Annotated in this window: 23 protein-coding genes and 1 pseudogene; 16 read left to right on the forward strand and 8 right to left on the reverse strand. The window is 66.9% G+C overall.

Annotation, left to right across the window (positions count from 1 at the left end):
• Position 1 precedes the first annotated feature (1 nt).
• From KCTC_RS00885 to KCTC_RS00920, 8 genes and pseudogenes are all read left to right on the forward strand, one after another.
• A pseudogene (locus KCTC_RS00885) lies at positions 2–691 on the forward strand (ABC transporter ATP-binding protein); the annotation flags it as partial.
• Between the two features lie 26 nt (positions 692–717).
• Entirely contained in the window at positions 718–2274 is a 1557-nt protein-coding gene (locus tag KCTC_RS00890; protein WP_125565902.1) for an ABC transporter permease, read from the forward strand.
• Positions 2275–2284: 10 nt separating this feature from the next.
• Positions 2285–3187 carry a phosphotransferase family protein gene (locus KCTC_RS00895; RefSeq protein WP_125565904.1) on the forward strand — a complete coding sequence of 301 codons (903 nt, stop codon included), beginning with the start codon at positions 2285–2287 and terminating at the stop codon, positions 3185–3187.
• 32 nt (positions 3188–3219) lie between these two features.
• The gene (locus KCTC_RS00900) at positions 3220–4818 is read left to right on the forward strand and encodes an ABC-F family ATP-binding cassette domain-containing protein (protein WP_125565907.1); all 1599 of its coding nucleotides are present in this window, start codon (positions 3220–3222) and stop codon (positions 4816–4818) included.
• Positions 4819–4837: 19 nt separating this feature from the next.
• Positions 4838–6703, forward strand: coding sequence for an ABC transporter ATP-binding protein (locus KCTC_RS00905; RefSeq protein ID WP_125569934.1), 1866 nt, complete (start codon positions 4838–4840; stop codon positions 6701–6703).
• A 52-nt stretch (positions 6704–6755) separates the two neighbouring features.
• Entirely contained in the window at positions 6756–7679 is a 924-nt protein-coding gene (locus KCTC_RS00910; protein WP_125565910.1) for a hypothetical protein, read from the forward strand.
• A gap of 85 nt (positions 7680–7764) precedes the next feature.
• Positions 7765–8922, forward strand: a complete 1158-nt coding sequence (locus KCTC_RS15115) for a M15 family metallopeptidase (protein ID WP_125565912.1) — start codon at positions 7765–7767, stop codon at positions 8920–8922.
• 18 nt (positions 8923–8940) lie between these two features.
• Positions 8941–9405, forward strand: coding sequence for a hypothetical protein (locus tag KCTC_RS00920; RefSeq protein WP_125565914.1), 465 nt, complete (start codon positions 8941–8943; stop codon positions 9403–9405).
• A 16-nt stretch (positions 9406–9421) separates the two neighbouring features.
• Here the strand turns inward: KCTC_RS00920 and KCTC_RS00925 are convergent, their stop codons facing one another.
• Complete coding sequence (locus tag KCTC_RS00925; RefSeq protein ID WP_125565916.1) at positions 9422–10327, reverse strand: SURF1 family cytochrome oxidase biogenesis protein; 906 nt, start codon at positions 10325–10327, stop codon at positions 9422–9424.
• A gap of 60 nt (positions 10328–10387) precedes the next feature.
• Between KCTC_RS00925 and moaA the strand changes: the two genes are divergently transcribed.
• Complete coding sequence (moaA, locus tag KCTC_RS00930) at positions 10388–11380, forward strand: GTP 3',8-cyclase MoaA (protein ID WP_125565918.1); 993 nt, start codon at positions 10388–10390, stop codon at positions 11378–11380.
• Positions 11381–11387: 7 nt separating this feature from the next.
• Here the strand turns inward: moaA and KCTC_RS00935 are convergent, their stop codons facing one another.
• Positions 11388–11693, reverse strand: coding sequence for a DUF3099 domain-containing protein (locus KCTC_RS00935; protein ID WP_231998776.1), 306 nt, complete (start codon positions 11691–11693; stop codon positions 11388–11390).
• Between the two features lie 55 nt (positions 11694–11748).
• On the opposite strand from KCTC_RS00935, the gene KCTC_RS00940 reads away from it, so the two are divergent.
• Both KCTC_RS00940 and KCTC_RS00945 read left to right on the forward strand, forming a co-directional pair.
• Complete coding sequence (locus KCTC_RS00940) at positions 11749–11961, forward strand: dodecin (RefSeq protein WP_125565922.1); 213 nt, start codon at positions 11749–11751, stop codon at positions 11959–11961.
• Positions 11958–12470 (forward strand): SixA phosphatase family protein, encoded by a 513-nt coding sequence (locus tag KCTC_RS00945; protein ID WP_125565924.1) that lies wholly within the window; start codon positions 11958–11960, stop codon positions 12468–12470. The genes KCTC_RS00940 and KCTC_RS00945 overlap by 4 nt, the downstream gene beginning before the upstream one ends.
• A 112-nt stretch (positions 12471–12582) precedes the next feature.
• On the opposite strand, the gene KCTC_RS00950 is transcribed toward KCTC_RS00945, so the two are convergent.
• Positions 12583–12996, reverse strand: coding sequence for a nuclear transport factor 2 family protein (locus KCTC_RS00950; protein ID WP_125565926.1), 414 nt, complete (start codon positions 12994–12996; stop codon positions 12583–12585).
• Between the two features lie 64 nt (positions 12997–13060).
• Between KCTC_RS00950 and KCTC_RS00955 the strand changes: the two genes are divergently transcribed.
• Positions 13061–14104: an acyltransferase family protein gene (locus KCTC_RS00955; protein WP_164512422.1), complete on the forward strand. Its 1044-nt coding sequence runs from the start codon at positions 13061–13063 to the stop codon at positions 14102–14104.
• A 14-nt stretch (positions 14105–14118) separates the two neighbouring features.
• Here the strand turns inward: KCTC_RS00955 and serB are convergent, their stop codons facing one another.
• The gene (gene serB, locus KCTC_RS00960) at positions 14119–15330 is read right to left on the reverse strand and encodes a phosphoserine phosphatase SerB (protein ID WP_125565930.1); all 1212 of its coding nucleotides are present in this window, start codon (positions 15328–15330) and stop codon (positions 14119–14121) included.
• 76 nt (positions 15331–15406) lie between these two features.
• On the opposite strand from serB, the gene KCTC_RS00965 reads away from it, so the two are divergent.
• Both KCTC_RS00965 and KCTC_RS00970 read left to right on the forward strand, forming a co-directional pair.
• A complete protein-coding gene (locus tag KCTC_RS00965) occupies positions 15407–16204 on the forward strand; it encodes an ABC transporter ATP-binding protein (protein WP_125565932.1) in 798 nt (265 codons plus the stop codon).
• 80 nt (positions 16205–16284) lie between these two features.
• Positions 16285–17232, forward strand: coding sequence for an SPFH domain-containing protein (locus KCTC_RS00970; protein ID WP_197715219.1), 948 nt, complete (start codon positions 16285–16287; stop codon positions 17230–17232).
• Here KCTC_RS00970 and KCTC_RS00975 read toward each other — a convergent pair.
• The 4 genes from KCTC_RS00975 to KCTC_RS00990 form a co-directional block, all read right to left on the reverse strand.
• Positions 17229–18170, reverse strand: a complete 942-nt coding sequence (locus KCTC_RS00975) for an alpha/beta hydrolase (protein WP_125565934.1) — start codon at positions 18168–18170, stop codon at positions 17229–17231. The two genes, KCTC_RS00970 and KCTC_RS00975, sit on opposite strands and share 4 nt — an antisense overlap.
• A 12-nt stretch (positions 18171–18182) precedes the next feature.
• Entirely contained in the window at positions 18183–18944 is a 762-nt protein-coding gene (locus KCTC_RS00980) for a glycerophosphodiester phosphodiesterase (protein ID WP_231998912.1), read from the reverse strand.
• Positions 18945–19022: 78 nt separating this feature from the next.
• The gene (locus KCTC_RS00985; RefSeq protein ID WP_125565938.1) at positions 19023–19991 is read right to left on the reverse strand and encodes a glycosyltransferase family 2 protein; all 969 of its coding nucleotides are present in this window, start codon (positions 19989–19991) and stop codon (positions 19023–19025) included.
• Between the two features lie 58 nt (positions 19992–20049).
• Positions 20050–20577: a YbhB/YbcL family Raf kinase inhibitor-like protein gene (locus KCTC_RS00990; RefSeq protein ID WP_125565940.1), complete on the reverse strand. Its 528-nt coding sequence runs from the start codon at positions 20575–20577 to the stop codon at positions 20050–20052.
• A 68-nt stretch (positions 20578–20645) separates the two neighbouring features.
• On the opposite strand from KCTC_RS00990, the gene cobA reads away from it, so the two are divergent.
• Complete coding sequence (gene cobA / locus KCTC_RS00995) at positions 20646–21878, forward strand: uroporphyrinogen-III C-methyltransferase (RefSeq protein ID WP_231998777.1); 1233 nt, start codon at positions 20646–20648, stop codon at positions 21876–21878.
• Complete coding sequence (locus tag KCTC_RS01000; protein WP_125565943.1) at positions 21871–22689, forward strand: TrmH family RNA methyltransferase; 819 nt, start codon at positions 21871–21873, stop codon at positions 22687–22689. The genes cobA and KCTC_RS01000 overlap by 8 nt, the downstream gene beginning before the upstream one ends.
• The last annotated feature ends 42 nt before the right edge of the window (positions 22690–22731 follow it).

The following is a 22731-nucleotide window of genomic DNA, read 5'->3' on the forward strand; positions in this document are numbered from 1 at the left end:
TGTGACGGCAGTCGTGGAGACTCGGGGTCTCGTCAAGACGTTCGGATCCGTCCGTGCCCTGGACGGGCTGGACCTCAGCGTCGAGGCCGGGGAGGTACACGGCTTTCTGGGCCCGAACGGCTCCGGCAAGTCGACCACCATCCGGGTCCTGCTGGGACTGTTGCGCTCCAGCGGCGGCGAGGCGCAGCTCTTCGGACGGGATCCGTGGCGCGAGGCGGCGGAGTTGCACCGGAGGCTTGCGTACGTCCCGGGCGACGTCAGCCTGTGGCCGAACCTGTCCGGCGGCGAGGCGATCGACCTGCTCCTGCGGATGCGGGGGATCGACCCTCGCACCAGTCAGAAGGCTGCGTTGTTCGAGCGGTTCCACCTCGACCCGACACTCAAGGGCCGTGCGTACTCCAAGGGCAATCGCCAGAAGGTGGCGTTGGTGGCCGCCTTCGCTGCCGAGACGGACCTGTTGATCCTCGACGAGCCGACGAGCGGTCTCGATCCGCTGATGGAGCGGGTGTTCAACGAGTGCGTCGGAGAGTTCAAGGCCCGTGGAACCGCGGTCCTGTTGTCGAGCCACATCCTGTCCGAGGTCGAGCGACTTGCCGATCGGGTGACGATCATCCGCGAGGGGCGTACGGCCGAGTCCGGGACATTGGCCAGCCTGCGGCTGCTTCGCGGAGGTCGCTTCGACGCGTCGTTGGAGGAGTTGTTCCTGGACGCGTACACGTGAACACCGCTGGCTGGGGCTTGTTGCTCAGGCATGCCGGGCGTCGCGACCGTTGGTTGATCACGAGTTGGGTCTCGGTCCTGGCGACGCTGGCGTACGCCTCCGCGGTCGCGACGCCGGCGCTCTTCTCGTCGCTTCAGCAGCAGATGGCTGCCGCCACCGTGATCAACCGCCAGCCGGCGCTGGTCGCGCTGTACGGCCCGATCCTGGATGTCTCCAGCACCGGCGAGCTCGCGATGTCCAAGATGACCGTGTTGTACGCCGTCTTCGCCGCCGTCGTGTTCGTCGTCCTCGTACGCCGACACACTCGGGTGGAGGAGGAGACCGGACGGGCTGAACTGGTCGGAGCGACCGCCGTCGGGCGCAACGCCGCTGTCGTGGCCGTGCTGACCGAATGCGTGCTGCTCGCGCTGATCATCGGGGGATGCACCTGGACCGCCTGCGTCGTCGGTGGATTGCCCGTGGCCGGTGCAGCCTGGTTTGCGCTCAGCTGGGTCGGGACAGGACTTGTGGCGACAGGCGTGGCGCTGGTCGCCTGCCAACTCTCGGCGAGTGCGCGTACGTGCGCTGCCGTCGCAGCGTCCGTCATCGGCGCGGCGTACGCCGCTCGTGCCGTCGGCGACACCAACGCCGCCCTGCACTGGCTCAGCTGGGCCTCGCCGCTCGGTTGGAACACCCAGCTACGCGCCTGGTACTCACCGAGGGAGTGGGTGATCGCTCTCTACCCGGTGGCGTCAGCAGCGCTCGCCGCAACAGCCCTGGCGATCAGGAGCCGACGCGACCTCGGAGCAGGTGTGATCCCGCAGCGCCCGGGTCGGGCCCAGGGACGGCTCCGCTCGCCCTGGGGGTTGGCCATACGCCTCCATCGGCTGTCACTGGCTCTCTGGGCGGTCACGCTGCTGGTCATCGGATACCTGTTCGGGTACGTCGCTCCCGGCCTGGACTCCCTGCTGCGCGATGCCATCGGCCAGCAGATGGTCGATCGGCTCGGCGGGGCGTTGATGTCGGCCGTCCTGTCCCTGACTGCTGTGACGGTCACCGGCCACGGCATCTCGCTCATCGGGGCCGCAGCGGCTGACGAGGAGTCGGGTCGCGCGGAGATGGTCCTCGCCACCGCGATCTCTCGCAGAGGTTGGGCGGGGCCGACCGCAGCGTTGGTACTGCTTGCGTCGACGGTGTTGATGAGTGTCACGGGGATCGGCCTGGCCCTGGGGTACGGCGCCGGGCGAGGAGCCGATCCGTGGCGATCACTCGCCGCGGCATGGTCCTGGTTGCCCGCGATCTGGTGTGTCCTCGGTGTCTTTGGTGTCATGTACGGACGTCGACGTCGTGCTGCCCCCTTGGGTTGGGCGGTACTCGGTGGCTGTGTTGCGGTCACCCTCATCGGGCATCTGCTGAAGCTCCCCACGTGGATCGTGGGCATCTCGCCGTACTCCGACATCTCCGGCTACCCGGCCCAGAGTTGGAACTGGACGCCGATCGTGGCGCTCCTGGCCCTCGCGTTCGCTACAAGCGCTGTGGCGTGGTGGCAACTCAGGGCCCGAGACATCGGTTAGCGTCACAAGCGTGTGGGAGCCCGACCCCGAATGGCACCCGCTTCCGGGCGGGCTCGGCCCCGCCACGCTCGGAGTCTGGCGTGCGTCGGTCGGCGACCAGCCCGTCGTCATCAAGCGTCTCGTACGCCCGGGTGCGGATGCATCGGTGGCACTGTCGGATCCCGATCACTTCGCGTACTGGCGCCGTGAGGCCGAGGTGCTCGCTTCAGGCGTTGTTGCTTCGACCGCTGGCATCCGCAGCGGCCCGGCCGCCGTCGACGAGGACCCCGACGGCATCACGATCACCACGGAATACGTGGAGGACGCCGCGAACAACGGATTGTTCGTCGCGCATGCGCTCGGTCGGTTCACCCACAATGACCTGAGTGGCGTACGCCATCTTGCCCGCGGCCAACTCGGTGCGCGGCTGGCGCAGAGCGAGCAGCACGGCGGCTGGCCGACCCTGGGGCGTACGCAGGCGGGTGCCGTCACCGACAGGTTGTGGGCGCGACGAGCGGATCTGGTCCGGGCGCTGGCCGACGTACGCCAGGTGCCGGCTCATGGCGATCCGACACCCGCGAACATGCGCGGCCGCGACGGCGACGACGTGGTCGCAGTCGATTGGTCGACGGTGGGCTTCGGGCCGCTCGGCGCGGACCTCGGCCAGTACGCCCTGAGCGCCCGCGAAGCACTCGAGCCGCTGTTGGAGGCGTACGCCCTCGGCGCCGACGTCGATGTTGAGGACGCTCGCCTCGGGGCGTACACGACGGCCGCCTTCACGGCCCTGACGCGAGCTGAGTGGTCGCTCTCCCGAGCGATCCGGTACGACGCCCCGATCGAGGCGGTGTTCCGTCATCCGGCCGTCGCTCCGCACCTGCGGGTGATGACGAAGGTCGCCGCGGAGATCGACTGGCTGCTCTCGCGGAATCTCTGAGAAGGGGGCTCCCGACTTAGAATTCAGGCCTCATGATCACCGTCAATCAGGTCGAAGTACGCGTCGGCGCTCGGCTTCTGATGGAAGACGTGACCTTCCGGGTGGGCCCGGGCGACAAGGTCGGCCTGGTGGGCCGCAACGGAGCCGGGAAGACCACCCTCACCAGGATCCTCGCCGGCGACAACCCGCCGGCCGCGGGCACGGTCACCCGGACGGGCGAGATCGGCTACCTGCCGCAGGACCCGCGGGTGGGTGACCCGGAGGTGCTCGTACGCGACCGGATCCTCTCGGCGCGCGGCCTGGACGACGCCGTCCGGCGGATGCGGCAGGCCGAGGAGCAGATGGCGTCGGAGGATCCGAAGATCCACGACAAGGGCATGCGACGTTTCGGCCGGGCGCTCGATGACTTCGAGGCCGGTGGCGGGTATGCCGCCGAGGCGGAGTCGCAGCAGATCGCGCACAACCTCGGACTCGCACAGCGCCTGTGGGAGCAGCCGCTGAAGACCCTCTCGGGCGGACAGCGGCGCCGTGTGGAGCTCGTACGCATCCTGTTCTCCCAGGCCGAGGTGCTCATCCTCGACGAGCCGACCAACCACCTCGACGCAGACTCGATCATCTGGCTGCGCGAGTGGATGAAGACCTTCCGCGGAGGGTTCATCGTGATCTCGCACGACAACGACTTGCTCGAGGAGACCGTCAACAAGGTCTTCCACCTCGACGCGAACCGTGCTGCGATCGACGTCTACAACATGGGCTGGAAGCACTACCTGACCCAGCGCGAGACCGACGAGGCCCGCCGCAAGCGCGAGTCGATGAACGCGCAGAACAAGGCCAAGACCCTCACCGATCAGGCCAACAAGATGAAGGCGCGTGCCTCGGGCGCGAGCGCGGCCCAATCGATGCTCAAGCGTGCTGAGAAGCTGATGGTCGGCATCGAGGGACAGCGCCAGAGCGACAAGGTCGCCGCGATCAAGTTCCCCTCGCCTGCTCCGTGTGGCAAGACGCCGCTCATGGCCGAGGGGCTCTCGAAGTCGTACGGCGCCCTGGAGGTGTTCAGTTCGGTCGACCTCGCGATCGACAAGGGTTCGCGAGTGGTCATCCTCGGGCTCAACGGTGCCGGCAAGACGACGATGCTGCGCATCCTCGCCGGCGTCGACAAGCCGGACACCGGTCAGCTGATCCCGGGCCATGGCCTCAAGTCCGGCTACTACGCCCAGGAGCACGAGACGCTCGACGTGAAGCGCACGGTGCTGGAGAACATGCAGTACGCCGCTCCGCAGCTCACCGACTCCGAAGCACGCTCCGTCCTTGGCTCGTTCCTCTTCATCGGCGACGACGTGCACAAGCCGGCCGGCGTACTCAGTGGTGGCGAGAAGACCCGCCTCGCCCTGGCAGCCCTGGTCGTTTCGGCGGCGAACGTGTTGTTGCTCGACGAGCCGACCAACAACCTCGACCCGGCCTCCCGTGAGGAGGTCCTCAACGCGATCCGTGCGTACCAGGGGGCGATCATCCTGGTCACCCACGACGAGGGTGCGGTCCACGCACTCGAGCCTGATCGGGTGCTGATCCTGCCCGATGGTGTCGAGGACCTCTGGAATGCCGAGTACGCGGAACTGGTTTCGCTAGCGTGAGTGGGACGACGCCGTGAGCATGATGGGTCCGCCGGGCGGGATGAACCTCTGGCGCAACCTGCGTGCCGACAAATCTGTCGTCAACAGTGAGCTCCCCAAGGGGATCCTGTGGCGGATCCTGCAGTTCGCGCGACCGCACCGCCGGCTGATCCTGGCGTTCCTTGTCGTGACGATCTTCGACTCGATGATCGTCGTAGTGAACCCGCTGCTGACCCGGCACCTGATCGACGGCGGGATCCTCGGCCATCGCTTGTCGCTGGTGTGGCAGCTCGCGGGCGCCATGGCTGCTGTCGCTGTGCTCGACACCCTCGTACTCGGACTGGCTGCGCGCTATCTGTCGGCACGTATCGGCGAGGGTCTGATCTTCGACCTGCGTACGGCCGTGTTCGCGCACGTCCAGCGTCAGTCCCTGGCGTTCTTCACCCGCACGCAGACCGGTGCGTTGGTGTCGCGGCTCAATACCGACGTGATCGGCGCCCAGCGAGCGTTCACCTCGACTCTCACCAACACTCTCGGCAACCTGATCTCGGTCGTCGTGGTCGGTATCGCCCTGTTCGCCCTGTCCTGGCAGGTGACTCTGGCGTGTCTGATGCTGTTCCCGGTCCTGTGGTTGACCTCGCGCTGGGTCGGTGGCCAGATGGCGGATCTGTCCCGCCGACAGATGGACGGCAACGCGGCCATGGGTGCCGTGATGACCGAGCGCTTCAACGTCGGTGGCGCGATGTTGCTCAAGCTGTTCGGCCGTCGCGCCGACGAAGATGCGCTGTACGCCGCGAAGGCCGACGTGATGCGGGTGCTCGGAGTGAAGGTCGCCACTCTCACGGGGGTGTTCGTCGCCGTCATGTCGTTGGTCCCGGCGCTTGCGACGGCGGTCGCGTACGGCGTCGGTGGCTGGCTGGTCCTCGACGGCCACGCTTCGATCGGGACCCTGACCGCGCTTGCCGCGCTGATGCTGCGGCTGCTGACTCCGTTGCAGTCGTTGTCGAACGTACGCGTCGACGTGATGACCGCGCTGGTGTCCTTCGACCGCGTCTTCGAGATCCTCGACCTGCCGTCGCTGGTGCAGGAGAAGGCCGACGCGGTGGCCATCCCGGCCGGGGATTCCTCGGTCCGTTTCCGGCACGTCGCCTTCACCTATCCGTCGGCTGACGAGGTCTCCCTTGCATCGTTGCAATCGGTCGCGCGGACCGAGGCCCACGACGGCCGCTCGGTCCTGGTCGACATCGACTTCCACGCCGCTCCTGGGGAGTTGGTGGCACTGGTCGGTCCCTCCGGTGCCGGCAAGACCACGATCACGCACCTGCTCGCCCGCCTCTACGACGCGTCCGAGGGCGCGGTCGTCGTCGGAGGCGTCGACGTACGCGATGCGTCGCTGGAGTCGCTCGAGGCTGCCGTCGGATACGTCACGCAGGACGCATACATGTTCCACGACACGATCCGCGTCAACCTGGCGTACGCCCGCCCGGACGCGACCGACGACGAACTCTGGGCCTCGCTCAAGGCGGCCCAGGTCGCCGAGCTCGTGGAGCGGCTGCCGGACGGTCTGGACACGGTCATCGGTGACCGCGGATACCGCCTCTCGGGCGGGGAACGCCAGCGTCTTGCGATTGCCCGACTGCTCCTCAAGGCTCCCCGAATCGTCGTTCTCGATGAGGCGACTGCGCATCTGGATTCGGAGTCGGAGGCAGCGGTCCAGCGTGCGCTGGAGGCCGCTCTCGTCGGGCGTACGTCGTTGGTGATCGCCCACCGGCTGTCCACCATCCGCAACGCCGACCAGATCCTGGTGGTCGACGACGGACGCATCGTGCAGCGCGGCACACACGAGGAACTGCTCGCGAGCGGCGGGTTGTACGCGGATCTACATCGCACGCAGTTCCGCGATTGAGCGGTGTTTGACCCCTACACTGCGGACGGATCGATCCACCTCGGGAGGTGACATGTCTGGACGCTTGGTGCCCCGGTTCGTGGCCGTCGGGCTACTCGCGGTGTCGCTGCTCACCGGCCCTTCAGCCGTCGCGGTCGACCCGAGGACGAACTCGTCCACGAATGGCTTGCAGGCATGCGACGAGTACAGCTCGGCGTCCTATGTCAGCAACACCTGCCTGTCCGGGGCGCTGTCCGCCCTCAACGCGGCGCGTGCGAACGAGGGTCTGGGCCGATTCCTGCTACCCAGCAACTTCCGGAGCCTCAGCGTTCCGCAGCAGATGTTCGTCCTGGTGAACATCGAGCGCGTGGACCGGGGTCTCTGGCCGGTCTTCGGCGAGTCGAGCCGGCTCAATCAGGTCGGAGCCGCGAGCGGGGCCTCCGGCATGGACATCCTGCCGTGCAACAGCTGCTGGGCAGCCGCGAACTGGGCTGGCACGCTCAATGCCTTCTGGAGCCACTTCCTCTGGATGTACGACGACGGCCCCGGCGGACCGAACGGCTCAGACCCGTGGGGTCACCGGCACAACATCCTGGTCAACAACTTCCCCGGACCGCTCCTGATGGGCGCCGGTACGGGGAGGAACGGCACCGGCGAGGTGTTCGAGGGTGCGGACACCTCCGATCGCGCCGACGTCCTGACCTGGACGTACGAGAGCGCGTACTTCACCCCGATCCACACTCCGACCCTTCATGTGCCGTTGAGCACCAACGTGATCCAGATCCAGCTCAAAGGGCACAGCCACACCACGGTGAAGCTCCAGGTGTGGAACGGATCGGTGTGGTCGACGCTGGCCAACTACGTCACCCCGGGTACGGCGGCTGCGGCCGCGTTGTGGACCAAGTCCGTCGCCCTTCACCGCGGCCGTTACCGGATCGCGGCGATGGGGAACACGCGCTACACGCGAGTGATCAGCGGCACCGTCACCGTGCTCTGATCCCGACTTCCGGCGCGTTCGCGTCACACGAATGCAGCGAATGGCATGTACTGGGAGAAGTAGCGTCTCGGGAGGATCCATGCCAATGAACCGCATCATCCGATCGGTCGCGCTGCTGCTCGCGGCTGATGTCGTACTTGCCAGCTTCGCGACGTTCGGTTCGCCGTCGCCGGCGACGGCGGCCGTCGCGCCTGTCTGGACTTGTGTCGTCGTCCCCGCGAGCACGCCGACGCCCACGCCTACGGCGACTGACACTGTCTCGCCCACACCGACGGGGACACCGACGCCTCCGCCGGCCTTGACGCCGCTGGTGCAGATCGCCGGCGAGCACAACGAGATCGACGAGACGCGTACGTTGATCCAGGTCCAACTCAAGTCGCCCGGCGGCGACTGCCTCGGCGGCACCGTGGTGCTCTGGGAGTTCATCGGGGGAGTCTGGGTTGAATTCCGCACGCTCACTGTCCCGGACAGTGGTTCGTTGAGCCTGTGGATCTCGGCCCGGACGACCACGGCGTGGAGGGCGTACGCGGCCCCGACCGTCGCCCGCCATGCCGCGTGGTCACCTGTGTTCACGCTCTACAACACTCCGCCGAAGCGCGCGATCACGACGCCGTCCTGGCTTCCTCATCCCAGCCTCAAGCCGGCTCAGGCCCGGGCCGTGGGCCACGGGGCCAACCCGATCATCGCCCCGATCTCGGACACGTTGTGGGCCCGAATGGTGAAGGCCTCCTGGCACCCGGGCTGCCCGGTCGGACGCGCGGCCCTACGGACGTTGTCGGTGAACTACTGGGGCTTCGACGGGTTCCGCCATCGCGGCTTGCTGGTCATCGCTGCCTGGGCCGGACGCGACTTCGTGGGCGCGTTCAATGGGCTCTATGCCAATTCGATCCCTCTCCGCTACGTCTATCCGGTCGACATCTTCGGATGGTCCTCGCAGACCAACGGAGCCAACGACTATGCCTCGATGCGTGCCGACAACACTTCGGCGTTCAACTGCCGGTGGGTCGACGGTTCGCCCGGTGTGATGTCGCCGCACTCCTGGGGTGGCGCGATCGATCTCAACACCTTTGAGAACCCGTACGACTCGGCCACCGGTTGGACACCGACCGCAGCGTGGGCCGGTGTCGAGATCAACCCCTATGCCTGGCGACACACGTGGGACACAGTGGTGTCGATCATGCGTGCGAACCGGTTCTCGTGGACGTACGGGACCAGCGACCCACAGCATTTCGACGCCCACTGATCCGTTGGGAAGATGACGATGAGCACAGGGATCCGAGGCGGTCTGATCGTCCTTGCTACTGCCGCACTGACGGCATGCGGCTCGATGTCGGCCGGTACGCCGACCGTGTCGCCGAGCACGACGCACTCTGCGACCCCTTCTCCCTCAGCAAGCAAGACGGCGACGACCGCGACGGTCCAGCCCGTGCCGGATGCCGACTCGATCGCGCAGATCTTGTTGGAGATCCCGGTGGGTCGGAGACCGGCGTTCCTAGATCCGTACGGCACCGGGATCCACGGCGACCGACTGGGCCTGGGGCCTAGTCTGCGGATCTCGGGCTACCGCGCCGATCCGTTGTTCGTCTGCATCCAGCACGTCGACATGACGGCGGGCACAGCCGGCGGCTGGACCGCGTACGCGGTGACTGCCCACGGCGTACAGCGGTCACATGGCGAGAGTGGACAGTGCCCGCCGGCACCGGGTCGAACCCGGGTGCTGGAGTAGCACGGTGCTGGACTGACTACTTCTCGCCAGCGTCGGCATACGCCTTCTTGTACGCGTCCTTGACGGCCTTCTTCTTGGCGTTGCGTTCCAGATGAGCGCGTCGGCGTGCGTCCATCGTCGCCGCGAACTCCGGGTCGATCTCGGTCCGGCGCTCCTCGTACGCGAGGTACCCGAATCCGAAGAGGGCGAGGATGCCGAAGAAGTACCACTGCAGACCGTAGAAGAAGTGCGGGCCGTCATCGAGAGTCGGATAGTCCGCCGGGGTCATCCCCGGCGCTGCGTGAGGAGCGTTGTCGGCGGCGGTCTTCTCCGACTGGAGCGCGACCCAACCGCCGTAGACCGGCACCGGCCAGTCCTTGCCCATCGCGGCCTGGACCGCCGTGCTCGAGATCGCTCGTGTGTTGGCCCCGCCGTTGACCTGGTTGACGGCGGTCGACGGACCGGTGCCGTCCTGCTGGAGCCACCCGGTCACGGTGACGACGCCCGATGGCACGACGGGGGCGGGCGTGGGCAGGTTGATGGAGTCCTCAGAACCCACCCAGCCGCGGTTGACGAGCACGATCCCGGTGGCGGTCATGAGCGGGACCACCATGTCCACGCCCGACTGCGAACGGTCGTTCGTGAGGTAGCGCCAGATGATCATGTGGCTGGTGTCGTACGTGCCAGTGGCCGTGACGTGACGCCACTGGTTGCTGTTGCTGACCGTGGGGCCGGTGGACGTCGACGTGATCGGCTTCATCACCTCGGCGACGGAGGCGGTCGGAGCGTGTTCGTTGATGCGGACGATTGCGTTGTTGGCCTGACGGGTGTGCAGCCGCCCGAACTGCCACTGACCGAGCAGCCAGCACGCGTACGCGCTCAGGGCGACGGCGACCGCGAAGAGCGCCCAGCGTCGGGACAGCAGGAACCGGAACGAGCGCACGACAGAACAGCGTACGCGGACGCGTGAGGCCATCGCGTGGCACGTCACTAGACTGGCTTGATGCTGGCGTTGGCGGATCGATTCGGGCGGGTGGCGACCGACCTGCGCGTGTCCGTCACGGATCGTTGCAACCTGCGGTGCACGTACTGCATGCCTGCCGAAGGCCTGGCCTGGCTTCCGTCGCCGAGTCTTCTGAGCGACGACGAGATCGTGCGTCTGGTGACGATCGGGGTGCGCGATCTGGGGATCACCTCGGTGCGTTTCACCGGTGGCGAGCCGCTGATCCGCCCGGGGCTGCTGGGGATCGTGGCTGCGGTACGCGCGTTCTCGGCTGATGTCGAGCTCTCGATCACCACCAACGGCCTCGGACTGGCGCGGCTTGCTGTGCCGCTCGCTGACGCCGGCCTCAACCGGGTCAACGTCTCACTGGACACGATCCGGCCGGAGACGTACGTCGATCTCACCCGGCGCGACCGGCTGCACGATGTGATCGAGGGCCTCGAGGCCGCGTCGGCCGCAGGGCTCGGACCGGTCAAGGTGAACGCGGTCCTGATGCGGGGTGTGAATGACGATCAGGCGCCCGAGCTGCTGGCCTGGGCGCTGGAGCGCGGATACGAGCTCCGCTTCATCGAGCACATGCCGCTCGATGCCCAGCACGGGTGGGATCGGTCGACGATGGTGACTGCCGCGCAGATCCGCGAGTCGCTCTCGTCGCGCTTCAGCCTCACCCCGGCAGACGTCCTGCGCGACGGCGCGCCGGCCGAGCTGTTCGACGTGGACGGTGGACCGGGCCGGGTGGGTGTGATCGCGTCGGTCACGCAGCCCTTCTGCAGCGATTGCGACCGCGTACGCCTCACGGCCGACGGTCAGTTGCGGGACTGTCTGTTCGCGACTGAGGAGTCGGACCTGCGTACGGCTCTGCGTCGTGGCGACACCGACGCGGAACTCGCTCAGCGTTGGGTCGACGGGGTGGCCGGCAAGCGCCGCGCGCATGGCATCGATCGGGACGACTTCGTCCAGCCCGACCGCCCGATGTCCGCCATCGGCGGCTGAAGCCGGCTCAGCGTGGCGGTCGACCGCCACGGAGCTCGGGTCGCCCGTACGGGCTGTCGTCGAGGGTGAAGTCCTCGCCCTTGCTGTTGACGGCGTTGGCCATCACCACGGCGACGTACGGCAGGAAGAGCGATGCGGCGAGCAGCGTGATCCAGAGCCAGGTCACATGGTTGTACGCCGCGACGACGCACCCGATGAAGCACAGGGTGCGGATGGTCATCGAGATGGCGTATTTGCGTTGGCGTCCAGCCATTTCGTCCTGACGAGACTGCGGGGCCGTGGTGATCCGGATCGGCGCCGTTCGCTTGCTCACTCTGTCCATCGTACGTGCCCCGCGCCGGCCCGTCGCCTTCGTCTACGCTGCCTCCATGAGCAACCGCACGTACGGCATCAGCGAGGTCGTGGGCACGTCCCCGATCAGCAGCGACGACGCAATCAGGAACGCGGTCGCCCGCGCGTCCAAGACCCTCCGTCACGTCGACTGGTTCGAGGTCATCGGCGTACGCGGTCAGATCAAGGACGGCGGAGTCGAGCACTTCCAGGTCACGATCAAGGTCGGCTTTCGGCTCGAGGACGAATGACCAGTCACACTCTCATCCTGATCCGGCACGCCAAGGCTGAAGCGGCCGCGCCGACCGATCACGCGCGGCGGCTCTCCGAGCGCGGCCACACGGACGCCGGCGAGGCCGGCGAGTGGTTGAGCCACCAGGACGTCGAGCCCGACTCGGCCCTCGTCTCGGACGCGGCGCGTACGAGCGAGACCTGGGAGGACATCGCCGCCGCGGCGGATTGGGACCTTGATGCCGCCGAGTACGTAGGCGACCTGTATGCCGCCGGCCCCCATCGGATGCTCGAACTGGTCCAGGAGACCTCCGAGGACATCCGGGTCCTGGCCGTGGTCGGGCACAACCCGACGATCAGTGCGCTGGCCGAGTTCCTCGATGACGGGAAGCAGGACGAGGCCGCCTCCGCCGATGTCGCTGCGGGCTTCCCCACCTCGGGGCTCGCGATCCTCGAGTTCGAGGGCAAGTGGGAGGACCTCGATGAGGCCGGGGCGTCTGTCATCGGGTTCCACGTCGGGCGCGGCTGATCAGATCTGGGCAGCGACAAGTGGCACGTCGGAGCCGTCGTCCTTCAGAAAGTGGCACGAATTCGTGCCACATTCGAACCTCGCCGCCCCGGCTTGTCGGCGGACGCGTGCCCTACTTCGACCAGACGATCTCATCGATCATGTGGCGCGAGCGCCAGCCATCCGCTGTGCGTACGAGCTGGTGGTGGTAGTAGCCACCGACGAGCCAGACCGATGTCATGTCGTTCGGGCCGGGAGCGGTCATCGGATTGAAGAAGTACGCGGTCGCACGCGCTTTGTCGCCATGGAGTTCGATCGAGACCTGGGCGATGAGGTGCTGCCAGGCACTGAAGCCCTCGAGATTCCTGATGAACGGGATGGCCTCATCGAGTGATCCAACGGGCCCGCCGGGGGAGGAGTAGTCCAGGACTGCATCGTCGGTGAACACATTCCGCAGGTCGTCCCACTTGCTTTGGTCCACTGCACGTGTGTACGCAGTGATCAGGTCCGTGATCTCTTGGCGGTCGCTGAGCTCGGCGAGGTCCATGGGCCTACTGTTCCACGAAACTAGAACGTGTTCCATAGGTGTTGCATCTGCCACGCTGTGCCACGTGGAAACGAGTGCGACGCGCCTTCACAGCCTGACCGGGCTGCGGTTCGTTGCAGCGCTCGTGGTGGTGCTGTTCCACGTCTACGTCCACACGACGGGCTCTGTGCATGCGGCCATCGGGCCGATCAGCCGCGCCGGATTCGTCGGCGTCCTGTTCTTCTTCGTTCTCAGCGGCTACCTGCTGACCTGGGGCGCGAGGCGCGGTGTCTGGGACTTCTACCGTCGTCGCTTCGCGCGGATCTACCCGGCCTTCATCGCATCGCTGATCTTCGGGACTGGTGTCCTCTTCGTCCTCGGCAGGCAGCCCGGCATCACGAGCCTCCTCAACCTGGTGCTTCTGCAGTCGTGGTCGCCACATCAGCTGTCGGTGAACGTGATCAACGAGCCGGGCTGGTCGCTCTCCGCCGAAGCGTTCTTCTACGCGTTGTTCCCGGCCGCGATCGTGTGGGTGCGTCGCGGGAGCCGTCGTACGTTGGTCGCCGCGAGCATGTTGTCGTGGGTGGCGGTTGCAGTGGCTGGATACCTCGGTCACTGGTCGCTTCTGGATGATCAGACACAGGAGTTTCTCGGGCGTCTGCCCCTCCTGCTCGGCGGCGCATTCCTGGTCGGGATGATTGCCGCTCGGGCGCAGCACGAAGGTTGGGCGCCGAAGATCTCGCTGCGTGCTGCGGTGGCCTCTGCCGGTGCGCTCTACCTACTGTGTTGTTGGGAGCCGATGGCGCCGAGTGCCAACCTCATCCTGCTGCCCGCTCTCGTTGCTGTCGTGATCGCCGCCGCACAGGCGGACCTCAACGGTGCTCGGTCGATCTGGCGAACTCCCACGATGCTGAAGCTCGGGGCTGAGTCGTACTGCCTCTATCTGTTCCACTGGCCGGTCCTCGACCTCCTCGCGCGGAGGCCGCTCGCCCTGCCGTCCATCTGGGTCGCCGTACTCGTGTTGCCGATTGCAATGTCGTTGGCACACCTGGTGCACCGAACGGTCGAACAGCCGGCGGAACGATGGCTACGTCCGGGACATGATCTGAGTGCCGCTGACGTGGGTTGACGCTCGAAGCTGCCTCAGACGGCGGGACTAGGGGTCACAAACCCTTCGTCGGCGTCGGCGGCCTCGATCTCCTCGCGGGTGAACCCCAGCAGATACATGATCGTGTCGAGGTACGGCACGTTGATGGCGGTCTCCGCGGCGCTACGTACGGCCGGCTTGGCGTTGTAGGCCACGCCCAGGCCTGCGGCGGCGAGCATGTCGAGGTCGTTCGCGCCGTCGCCGATGGCAATGGTCGAGGTCAACGGGAGACCGAGCTCGGCCGCGTACTCACGCAGCGCCTCCGCCTTGCCGGCCCGGTCGACGACCTTGCCGAGCACGTTGCCGGTGAGCTTCCCGTCGACGATCTCGAGTTCGTTCGCCCTCGCGAAGTGAATCCCCAGCTCCGCAGCGAGTCGGTCGGTGATCTGCGAGAAGCCACCGGACACGATCGCGAACCGGTAGCCGAGGCGGCGCAGCGTACGCACCATCGTGCGGGCACCCGGGTTGAGCGAGATCTGGTCGTAGACGTCATCGAGCGCACTGGCCGGTACGCCGGCGAGAAGCTTGACCCGCTCGCGCAGCGACTGTTCGAAATCGAGCTCGCCACGCATGGCACGTTCCGTGATCTCTGCGACTTCCGGCTCGCAGCCGGCGTGAGCGGCGATCATCTCGATGACTTCGCCGTCGATCAGGGTCGAGTCGACGTCCATCACGATCAGCCGCTGACCACGGGTGTGCAGCGTGGCGGACTGCACCGAGATGTCGACACCGGCGTCCGAGGCGATCAGGGCGAGCGCCTCGCGCAGGGCGGCCTTGTCGGCGCCTGAGACGTGCAGGTCGAACGCAGTGACCGGGTACGCCGCGAGGCGGATGATCCGGTCGATGTTGGCGCCGGCTTCGGCGATGCCGGTGGTGATCTGAGCCATGGCGTCAGCGGTGAGCGGCGTACCGATCACCGTGACACGGCTGCGGTGCCGACGCTGGCTGGGCAGACCGTTGCTGCCCTCCTCGAGCTCGATCGTCATGTCGAGGCGGCGCGCCGTCTCCTCCAGCGCAGCGCGGAGGTGGCTGTCGTCCTCGGGGGCAGTCACCAGCAGGCCCAGCACGAGTCGCCCGCGGAGCACGATCTGTTCCAGATCGACCACGTCGACGCCCGCGGTGGCGAGGGTCGCCAGCGTCGACGACGTCACGCCCGGTCGGTCGCGGCCGGTCAGGGTGATCAGGAGGGTGCTGGTCAGGTCACTCATCGCACCCCGAATCGTAGTGGTGCCAACCGGTGGTGCGACGCAGCCCGTGTCAGCGGGCGTGGATAGGGTTGGCGGCATGGCCGCGGTGCTCGAGTTCAAGGACGTCTCGGTCCGCCGTGACGGCACCGCGTTGCTCGACTCGGTCAACTGGTCCGTCGAGGAGGACGAGCGGTGGGTGATCCTCGGCCGCAACGGAGCGGGCAAGACCACGCTCCTTCAGTTGTCGTCCGGACTGATGCACCCGTCCTCGGGTGCCGTGAGCATCCTGGGCGAGTCGCTCGGGCGTACGGACGTCTCTGAACTGCGTACCCGGATCGGCCTGACGTCAGCTGCCCTGGCTGAGCTGATCCCCGGCAACGAGTGCGTACGCGACGTCGTCGTGACCGCCTCCTACGGGGTCATGGGCCGCTGGCGTGAGGAGTACGACGAGCTCGATCACGAACGGTCGGACTCACTGCTGCAGGAGATCGGCATCCGGCACCTGGGTGATCGACTCTTCGGCACCCTGTCGGAGGGTGAGCGGAAGCGCGTCCAGATCGCGCGAGCGCTGATGACGGACCCTGAGCTGCTCCTCCTGGACGAACCAGCTGCGGGCCTCGACCTCGGCGGCCGGGAGGACCTGGTCTCCACGCTGTCGACGCTGGCGTACGACCCGGACAGCCCGGCGACGGTGCTGGTCAGCCATCACGTCGAGGAAATCCCTCCCGGCTTCACCCACGGGTTGATGCTGCGCGGGGGACAGGCGATCGCCCAAGGGCTGTTGCACGAGGTGATGACCGTGGAGAACCTCAGCGCGACGTTCGGTCTGCCGCTGGTGGTCGAGCGCACCGACGACGGCCGCTACGCGGCTCGCAGGCGTACGCACCGCGCCTGAATCTCCTCGTCACTGTCGGTGTCCCCGGCTAGGCTCGACCCGTCGATGAACTCGATCGTCGACGAACTGAAGGAGACGTCGTGGGTATTGCTCTGATCGTTGTGGCCGCGCTGCTGCTGGCCTTGGTGCTGACGTCGATCCGGCAGGTGCCGCAGGCGAAGGTCGGCGTCGTCACCATGTTCGGCAAGTACCGCCGAGTCATGAATCCCGGCCTCAACTTCAAGGTCCCCGTGATCGAGAAGGTCAACTCGTACGTCCCGGTGCAGAACCAGACCGCGCAGCTCGAGTTCGTGGCGATCACCATTGACCAGGCCAGCGTGAAGTTCGCGACGACGATCATCTTCACCGTCAAGGACCACTCGGCCGAGACGATGCAGAAGGTCGCCTTCCTCTTCATCAACGCGTCCTCGTTCCAGACCGCGATGACTGCCCAGGTCGAAGCTGCGGTCCGATCCTTGGTCGCCACCAAGCAGCAGTCCGAGGTGTTGGGGCTGCGTGGCGAGATCATCAACCACGCCAAGGAGACGCTGGACGAGCAGCTCGAGAGCTGGGGTTACCTACTGGTGGATCTGGCGATCAACGACATCCAGTTCGATGCCGAGGTGATGGCCTCGATGTCCCGCGTGGTCGCTGCGAAGAACTCCGTCATTGCCGCCGAGAACGAGGGTCAGGCGCTCCTGGTCAAGCGGACCAAGGAAGCCGAGGCCAACGGTGCCTTCATCCGGATCGGTGCCGAGAATGAGGCCAAGGCGGCCAAGCTCCGTGGTGAGGGTCTTGCGGCCTTCCGGACCGAGCTGACCAAGGGCATCTCCGAGTCGGCGGCGGATCTGGCGGCAGCCGGGGTGGACCCGTCGTTGGTGGCCTTCGCGATGTGGACCGAGACCGTGGTGCAAGCAGCCAAGGACGGGCAGGGCAATGTCCTGTTCCTCGACGGTTCCGTGTCGGGCATGGAGGAGACGATGAAACGCCTCCAGGGTCTCCAGGCGTTGCAGACGCCGATTGTCCCCAAACCGTCCAAGGACGCCTAGAACTGGTGGGCGTGCAGCCAGTCGTCCGTGGTCGCGTACGCCGCTTCGCGGACGGGCGGCGCTGACAGGACGACATCGTGGAGCGCTCCGGGGACGGCGGCGTACGTCACATCCGGGCCGAGCAAGGTCGACCGGCGCTTGATCTGCGCGACGTCGAGCACGATGTCGTGGTTGTGCACTTCCGGTACGGGGTCGGTTGGCCAGATCGAGGCGTCGGACGACAGCACCAGCACCGGGACCGGGATCGACAAGCCACGGTGCACGCGCGCATGCCCGCGGCGGATGGCGTTCACCCAGCCCAGGGTGACCGGGAACGAACTGACCGGCTTCAGGTCGAGGTCGAAGTCCCATTCGCCGCCGTAGTCCCGATGGAGCGACTGCGTGTAGAGGCCGCTGACCTCACGAGGGATCACCTTCAGCGGTGCGAGCTTGGCCCCGACGCGCGCGACCGCGGTCAGGATCACCCGCTGCGCTGCGCCGCCCTGCAGGTCGAGCCACGGCGAGTTGAGGACCATGCCGAGGAGTTCCTGCGGGCGTCGACGGTCCACCCAGAGAGCGGTCGTCAGGCCGCCGGTCGAGTGGCCCGACAGGATCACGCGGTTGTGGCCGTCCCGTTCGGTGATGCGCTGCCAGGCCGCATCGAGATCCTCGTCGTACTGACTCAGGTCGGACACATACGCCTTGGTCTGGCCCGGACGCATGGAGCGGCCGTACTTGCGCAGGTCGAGGGCGTAGAAGTCGTACCCGCGATCGGTCCACCACTGCGCCAGGTCGCGCTGGAAGAAGTAGTCCGAGAAGCCGTGGACGTACAGGACTGCCCGGTCTGTGGGTTGAGGAGCTGCGAGGCGTACGAGGGTGGCGGCCACGGCCCCCTCGAAGTCCGGCGTGAGTTCGATGGTCTCCGCGGTGAAGGGTTGGCCCAGGACGTCCTCAGTCACGCCGACAGTCTGTCAGGCCGCGCTCGTACGTCGTCGACGAATGCGGTCGCGGGTGTCCAGGGCCAGTGCGGGGTGGTTCGACGTGAGCAACCAGGCCATGCCGTCGCGGAGCCACCAGCGCAGGTGCGGTGCGTCATCGACCGTCCACACCAGCAGCGGCAGGCCCCGGCTGCGAGCCCAACGCTGCACATTGAGGGTCGCGAGACTGTGATGCACGACGACCACGTTGGCGCGGGACTCCTCGATCATCCGGCTGGGGAAGAGCTCGTTGTAGCGAGTCGAGAGCCGTTCGTGCCACGCCATTCCACGAGTGAGCCGACCCAGTGAGAGGCCGACCTTGAGGTCCAGACCTTCGGCATCGGCCCAGTCACGGACCGCGCGTACCGAATGGACGTGGTTGGTGGTGACCAGCACCCGGCCCGGATCCTTGAGGATCTCGATCGCCGTCCTCACCGCATCGATTTCATACGGCAGATTGAAATCGTCGTAGAGGTAGTCCGGGGAGTCGAACTTGAAGTCGATGTGGGCACCGATGCGGTCACCCAGCGCGTGCAGGAGGTCCTCGTACGCGAGGAGCTCGCGCCCCTCATGCGGGATGTCGTGGGAGATGACGAACTCGCCGGTGAGCATCCGTTGCACGTCGAACTCGACGAAGTCCACGCCGAGGTCGACCGAATGCTGGAGCGCCTGAAGGCCGTTCTCGCCGTGGCGGTCGTCTCCGGCGCCACAACGGTGGGCCGAGATCAGCACTTCGGGCGTCGGCGCGGGTTGCATCAACACATGCCGAGCATGTCCCGCAGTCCGCAACCGACAGGGGCCGCTCAGGCAAACGTCGAGCGACGATCCTTCGAATTACTCTGAGCCCTGACGGTGCTCGCCGTGCGCGACCAGGGCGAGGGAGTACAGCGGCCGGTTGAGCACCTCGACGTACGTACGCCCCACGTAGGACCCGATGACGCCGATCATGATCAGCTGGATGCCACCGAGGAAGAACATGCCCACGCCGAGGAACGCCCACCCGGCGACGGCGTGCGCCGGGAAGAACAGGCGGACCGCGATGGCATAGAGCCCGGCCAGGACCGAGAGCACGGAAATCGTGATGCCGACACGGGAGATCGCCTTGAGGGGGAAGGTGGAGAAGCCGAGGATGCCGTCCGCCGCCAACCTGATCATCTTGCTCAGCGGATATTTCGACTCACCGGCGAAGCGTGCGTCCCGGTCGAACAGCAGCGCCTCCTGCCGGAACCCGATGTTGGCGACGATGCCGCGCAGGAAGCGGTTGTGCTCGCGATACTTCACGACCACGTCGAGCGCCCGCTTGTCGATCAGCCGGAAGTCGCCGACGTTCTGCGGGATGTGGGTCTCGGCCATCCGGTCGAGCAGGTAGTAGAACGCGCCAGCGGTGGCCTTCTTGAAGAAGGTGTCCTTCCGGGTACGGCGCTGGGCGTAGACGACGTCCGCGCCAGACTCCCAGCGCTCCACCATCTCCAGACTGACGGCCGGCGGATCCTGCAGGTCGGTGTCCATGATGACCACCGCGTCGGCACCGGCCTCGTGGGCGTGGTCGAGTCCGGCGGTGACGGCGATCTGGTGACCGAAGTTGCGGGCAAAACTCAGCACCGTGACCCGCGGGTCCTGCTCGCGCATGGCCAGCAAGTGCTCGATCGATCCGTCGCGGGAACCGTCATTGATGTAGACGAACTCGAACCGCAGGTCCGGGCGGGCCGTGGTGGCCGCGACCAACTCCTTGTGGAACGTCTCGATCCCGTCGGCTTCGTTGTAGACCGGCAGGACGTACGCGACATGCTTCCCAGTACTCATGGTCCGTCGATCGTATCGGCCCGTACCTGCGCGGGACTTGTTTGTCGGCTGTGCGGAGTCAGTGTCGGTACGTGCCGACGATCACGGCCCTGGCCAGCGTGTGGAACGCGAGATGGAAGCTGGCGACCGTGGGTGTGGAGGTCGGCTCCACCGGCAGGTGCTCGATGTCCACGGCATGGATGACGAAGAAGTAGCGGTGCACCTGGTCACCCTGCGGCGGCGCGGCCCCTGCGTAGGTGGGCGTCCCGAAGTCCCCATTGAGGTGGTACGCCCCGGCGGGAAGGCTCTCGTTGCTCGCGCCGGCTCCGCCCACGACGCTCGTGACCGAGGCTGGGACATCGACGACAGCCCAGTGCCAGAAGCCGCCCGGCACCGGCGCATCAGGGTCGAAGCAGGTGACGACGAAGCTCTTGGTCTCGGCGGGGAATCCGCTCCAGGACAGCTGCGGCGAAGTGTTGCCGTGCGCGTACACCTGCGTATCGGCGAGCGGCTCACCGGCGCGTACATCGGTGCTTGTCACTGTGAATGACGGGACCTTCGGCAGCAGGTCGTACGGATTGGGCTTGACCGGTCGCTCCAGGCTCATGGCTCGACGCTAGTCCGCCGCGGCGGCAGGAATCCAGCGAAGGGGCCGGAGTTCGCCAGAATGTCCTTGTGTCCGACTTCCTGGTGAGCGACTTCCCGACCTACCCCGCCGGTCTGCGGCTGAACGGACGCAAGGTCGTCGTCGTCGGCGGTGGGGCGGTCGCACAGCGGCGTGTACCTGGCTTGATCGCCGCTGGGGCGCTCGTGACGGTGGTGTCGCCGGATGTGACGCCCTCGATCGAGGGACTGGCCGCCGAGATCACCTGGATCGCACGCGACTTCGAGCCGTCGGATCTCGACGGCTCCTGGTACGTCATCGCGGCGACCGACGACGCTGCGGTCAATGCAGCCGTCGGCGCAGCGGCCGAGGTACGACACACCTTCTGCGTACGCGCCGACAGCGCTGCCGAGGCGACCGCGTGGACTCCGTCCGTCGGTCACCATGACGGCATCACCGTTGCGGTGATGAGTGATGGTGGAGCACACCGCAACCCGAGGCGTACCGCCGCATTGCGGGACGACATCGTCGCCGGCATGCAGGACGGCCGCATCGACGCGCGTTCGGCCGACCATTCGCCGGGCGTGGTCCTCGTCGGCGGCGGGCCCGGAGACCCGGACCTGATCACCGTCGCCGGACGCCGTGCGCTCCTGGATGCCGATGTCGTGGTCGCGGATCGGCTGGCGCCTCGCGAACTCCTCGGCATGCTCCGCGACGACGTCGAACTGATCGACGTGGCCAAGCTGCCGCGCGGGCGCTCGGCCTCGCAGGAGTTCATCAACTCCGTGATCGTCGAGAAAGCGCTCGAGGGCAAGCGGGTGGCCCGTTACAAGGGCGGCGACAACTTCGTGTTCGGACGCGGCTTCGAGGAGATCATTGCGTGCCGTGAGGCGGGCGTACCCGTACGCGTCATCCCCGGCCTCACGTCGCCCGTGTCGGTGCCCGGACTGGCCGGTATCCCGGTCACCCACCGAGGGGTCACGCACGAGTTCACGGTCATCTCCGGGCACATCCCACCGGGTCACCCTGATTCGCTGGTCAACTGGGCTGCCGTCGGTCAGATGACGGGCACGGTCGTGTTGATGATGGCGGTCGAGAACGCGCCGGCGATCGCCTCCTCTCTGCTGGCCGGCGGTCGGCCCGCATCGACGCCCGTGGCGGTCATCTGCGACGGGTCCATGCCGACAGAACGCACTGTCTTCTCGACGCTGGGGACCCTGGCTTACGACCTCGTGGTGCATTCGGTGCTGCCGCCGGCGATCATCGTGATCGGCGAGGTCGTACGCCTGGCGCAGCATGGCTGAGATCATCGAGATCTCCTCTCCGGAGGATCCGCGGCTGTCGGACTTCCGGGATCTGCGCGACGTCGCGCTGCGCAAGTCGATCGACGCCTCTGAAGGCCTCTTCCTGGCCGAAGGTGCGAAGGTCGTACGTCGCGCGGCGAGCAAGGGGTATCAGGCTCGTTCGTTCCTGATGGCACCGCGCTGGGTCGAGGAACTCTCGGACGTACTGGCGGCGCACGAGGCGCCCGTCTATGTGATGTCCGAGGCGATGGTCGAGAAGATCACCGGCTATCACGTCCACCGGGGTGCGCTCGCGTCCTTCGCGCGGCCCGAGTTGGCTCCGGCCCCTGAGATTGTGGCGGGCGTACGCGGGGAGCATCGGCGCATCGTCGTCCTGGAGGACCTGGTCGACGACGGCAACATCGGCCTCGTCTTCCGTAACGCCGCCGCGCTCGGGATCAACGCGATCCTGCTCACGGACCGAGCCGCAGACCCGCTCTATCGCCGGTCGATCAAGACCAGCATGGGCAACGTGTTCAACGTCCCGTGGACGCGCGTGCGCGGCCTTGAGGACGCCTTGGCGGTTCTTCGCGGCGACGGCTATGTGCCGGTCGCGCTCACGCTGACTGACGACTCCATCACCCTCGATGAGCTCGTGGCGAAGGATCTGCCTCGGCTCGCTTTCGTGTTCGGCACCGAGGGTGCGGGCGTACATCCGAAGACCGAGCAGCAGGTCGACCACTGCGTACGCATCCCTATGGAGGCCGGGGTCGATTCACTCAACGTGGCTGCTGCTGCCGCCGTCACCTTCTACGCAACCCGGCCGCGCTGACCGCCGAGACCCGACATCCGTCAGGTCGAAACCCGGCATCCG

The sequence above is a fragment of the Nocardioides baekrokdamisoli genome, from assembly GCF_003945325.1.
GTDB classification, from domain to species: Bacteria; Actinomycetota; Actinomycetes; order Propionibacteriales; family Nocardioidaceae; genus Nocardioides; species Nocardioides baekrokdamisoli.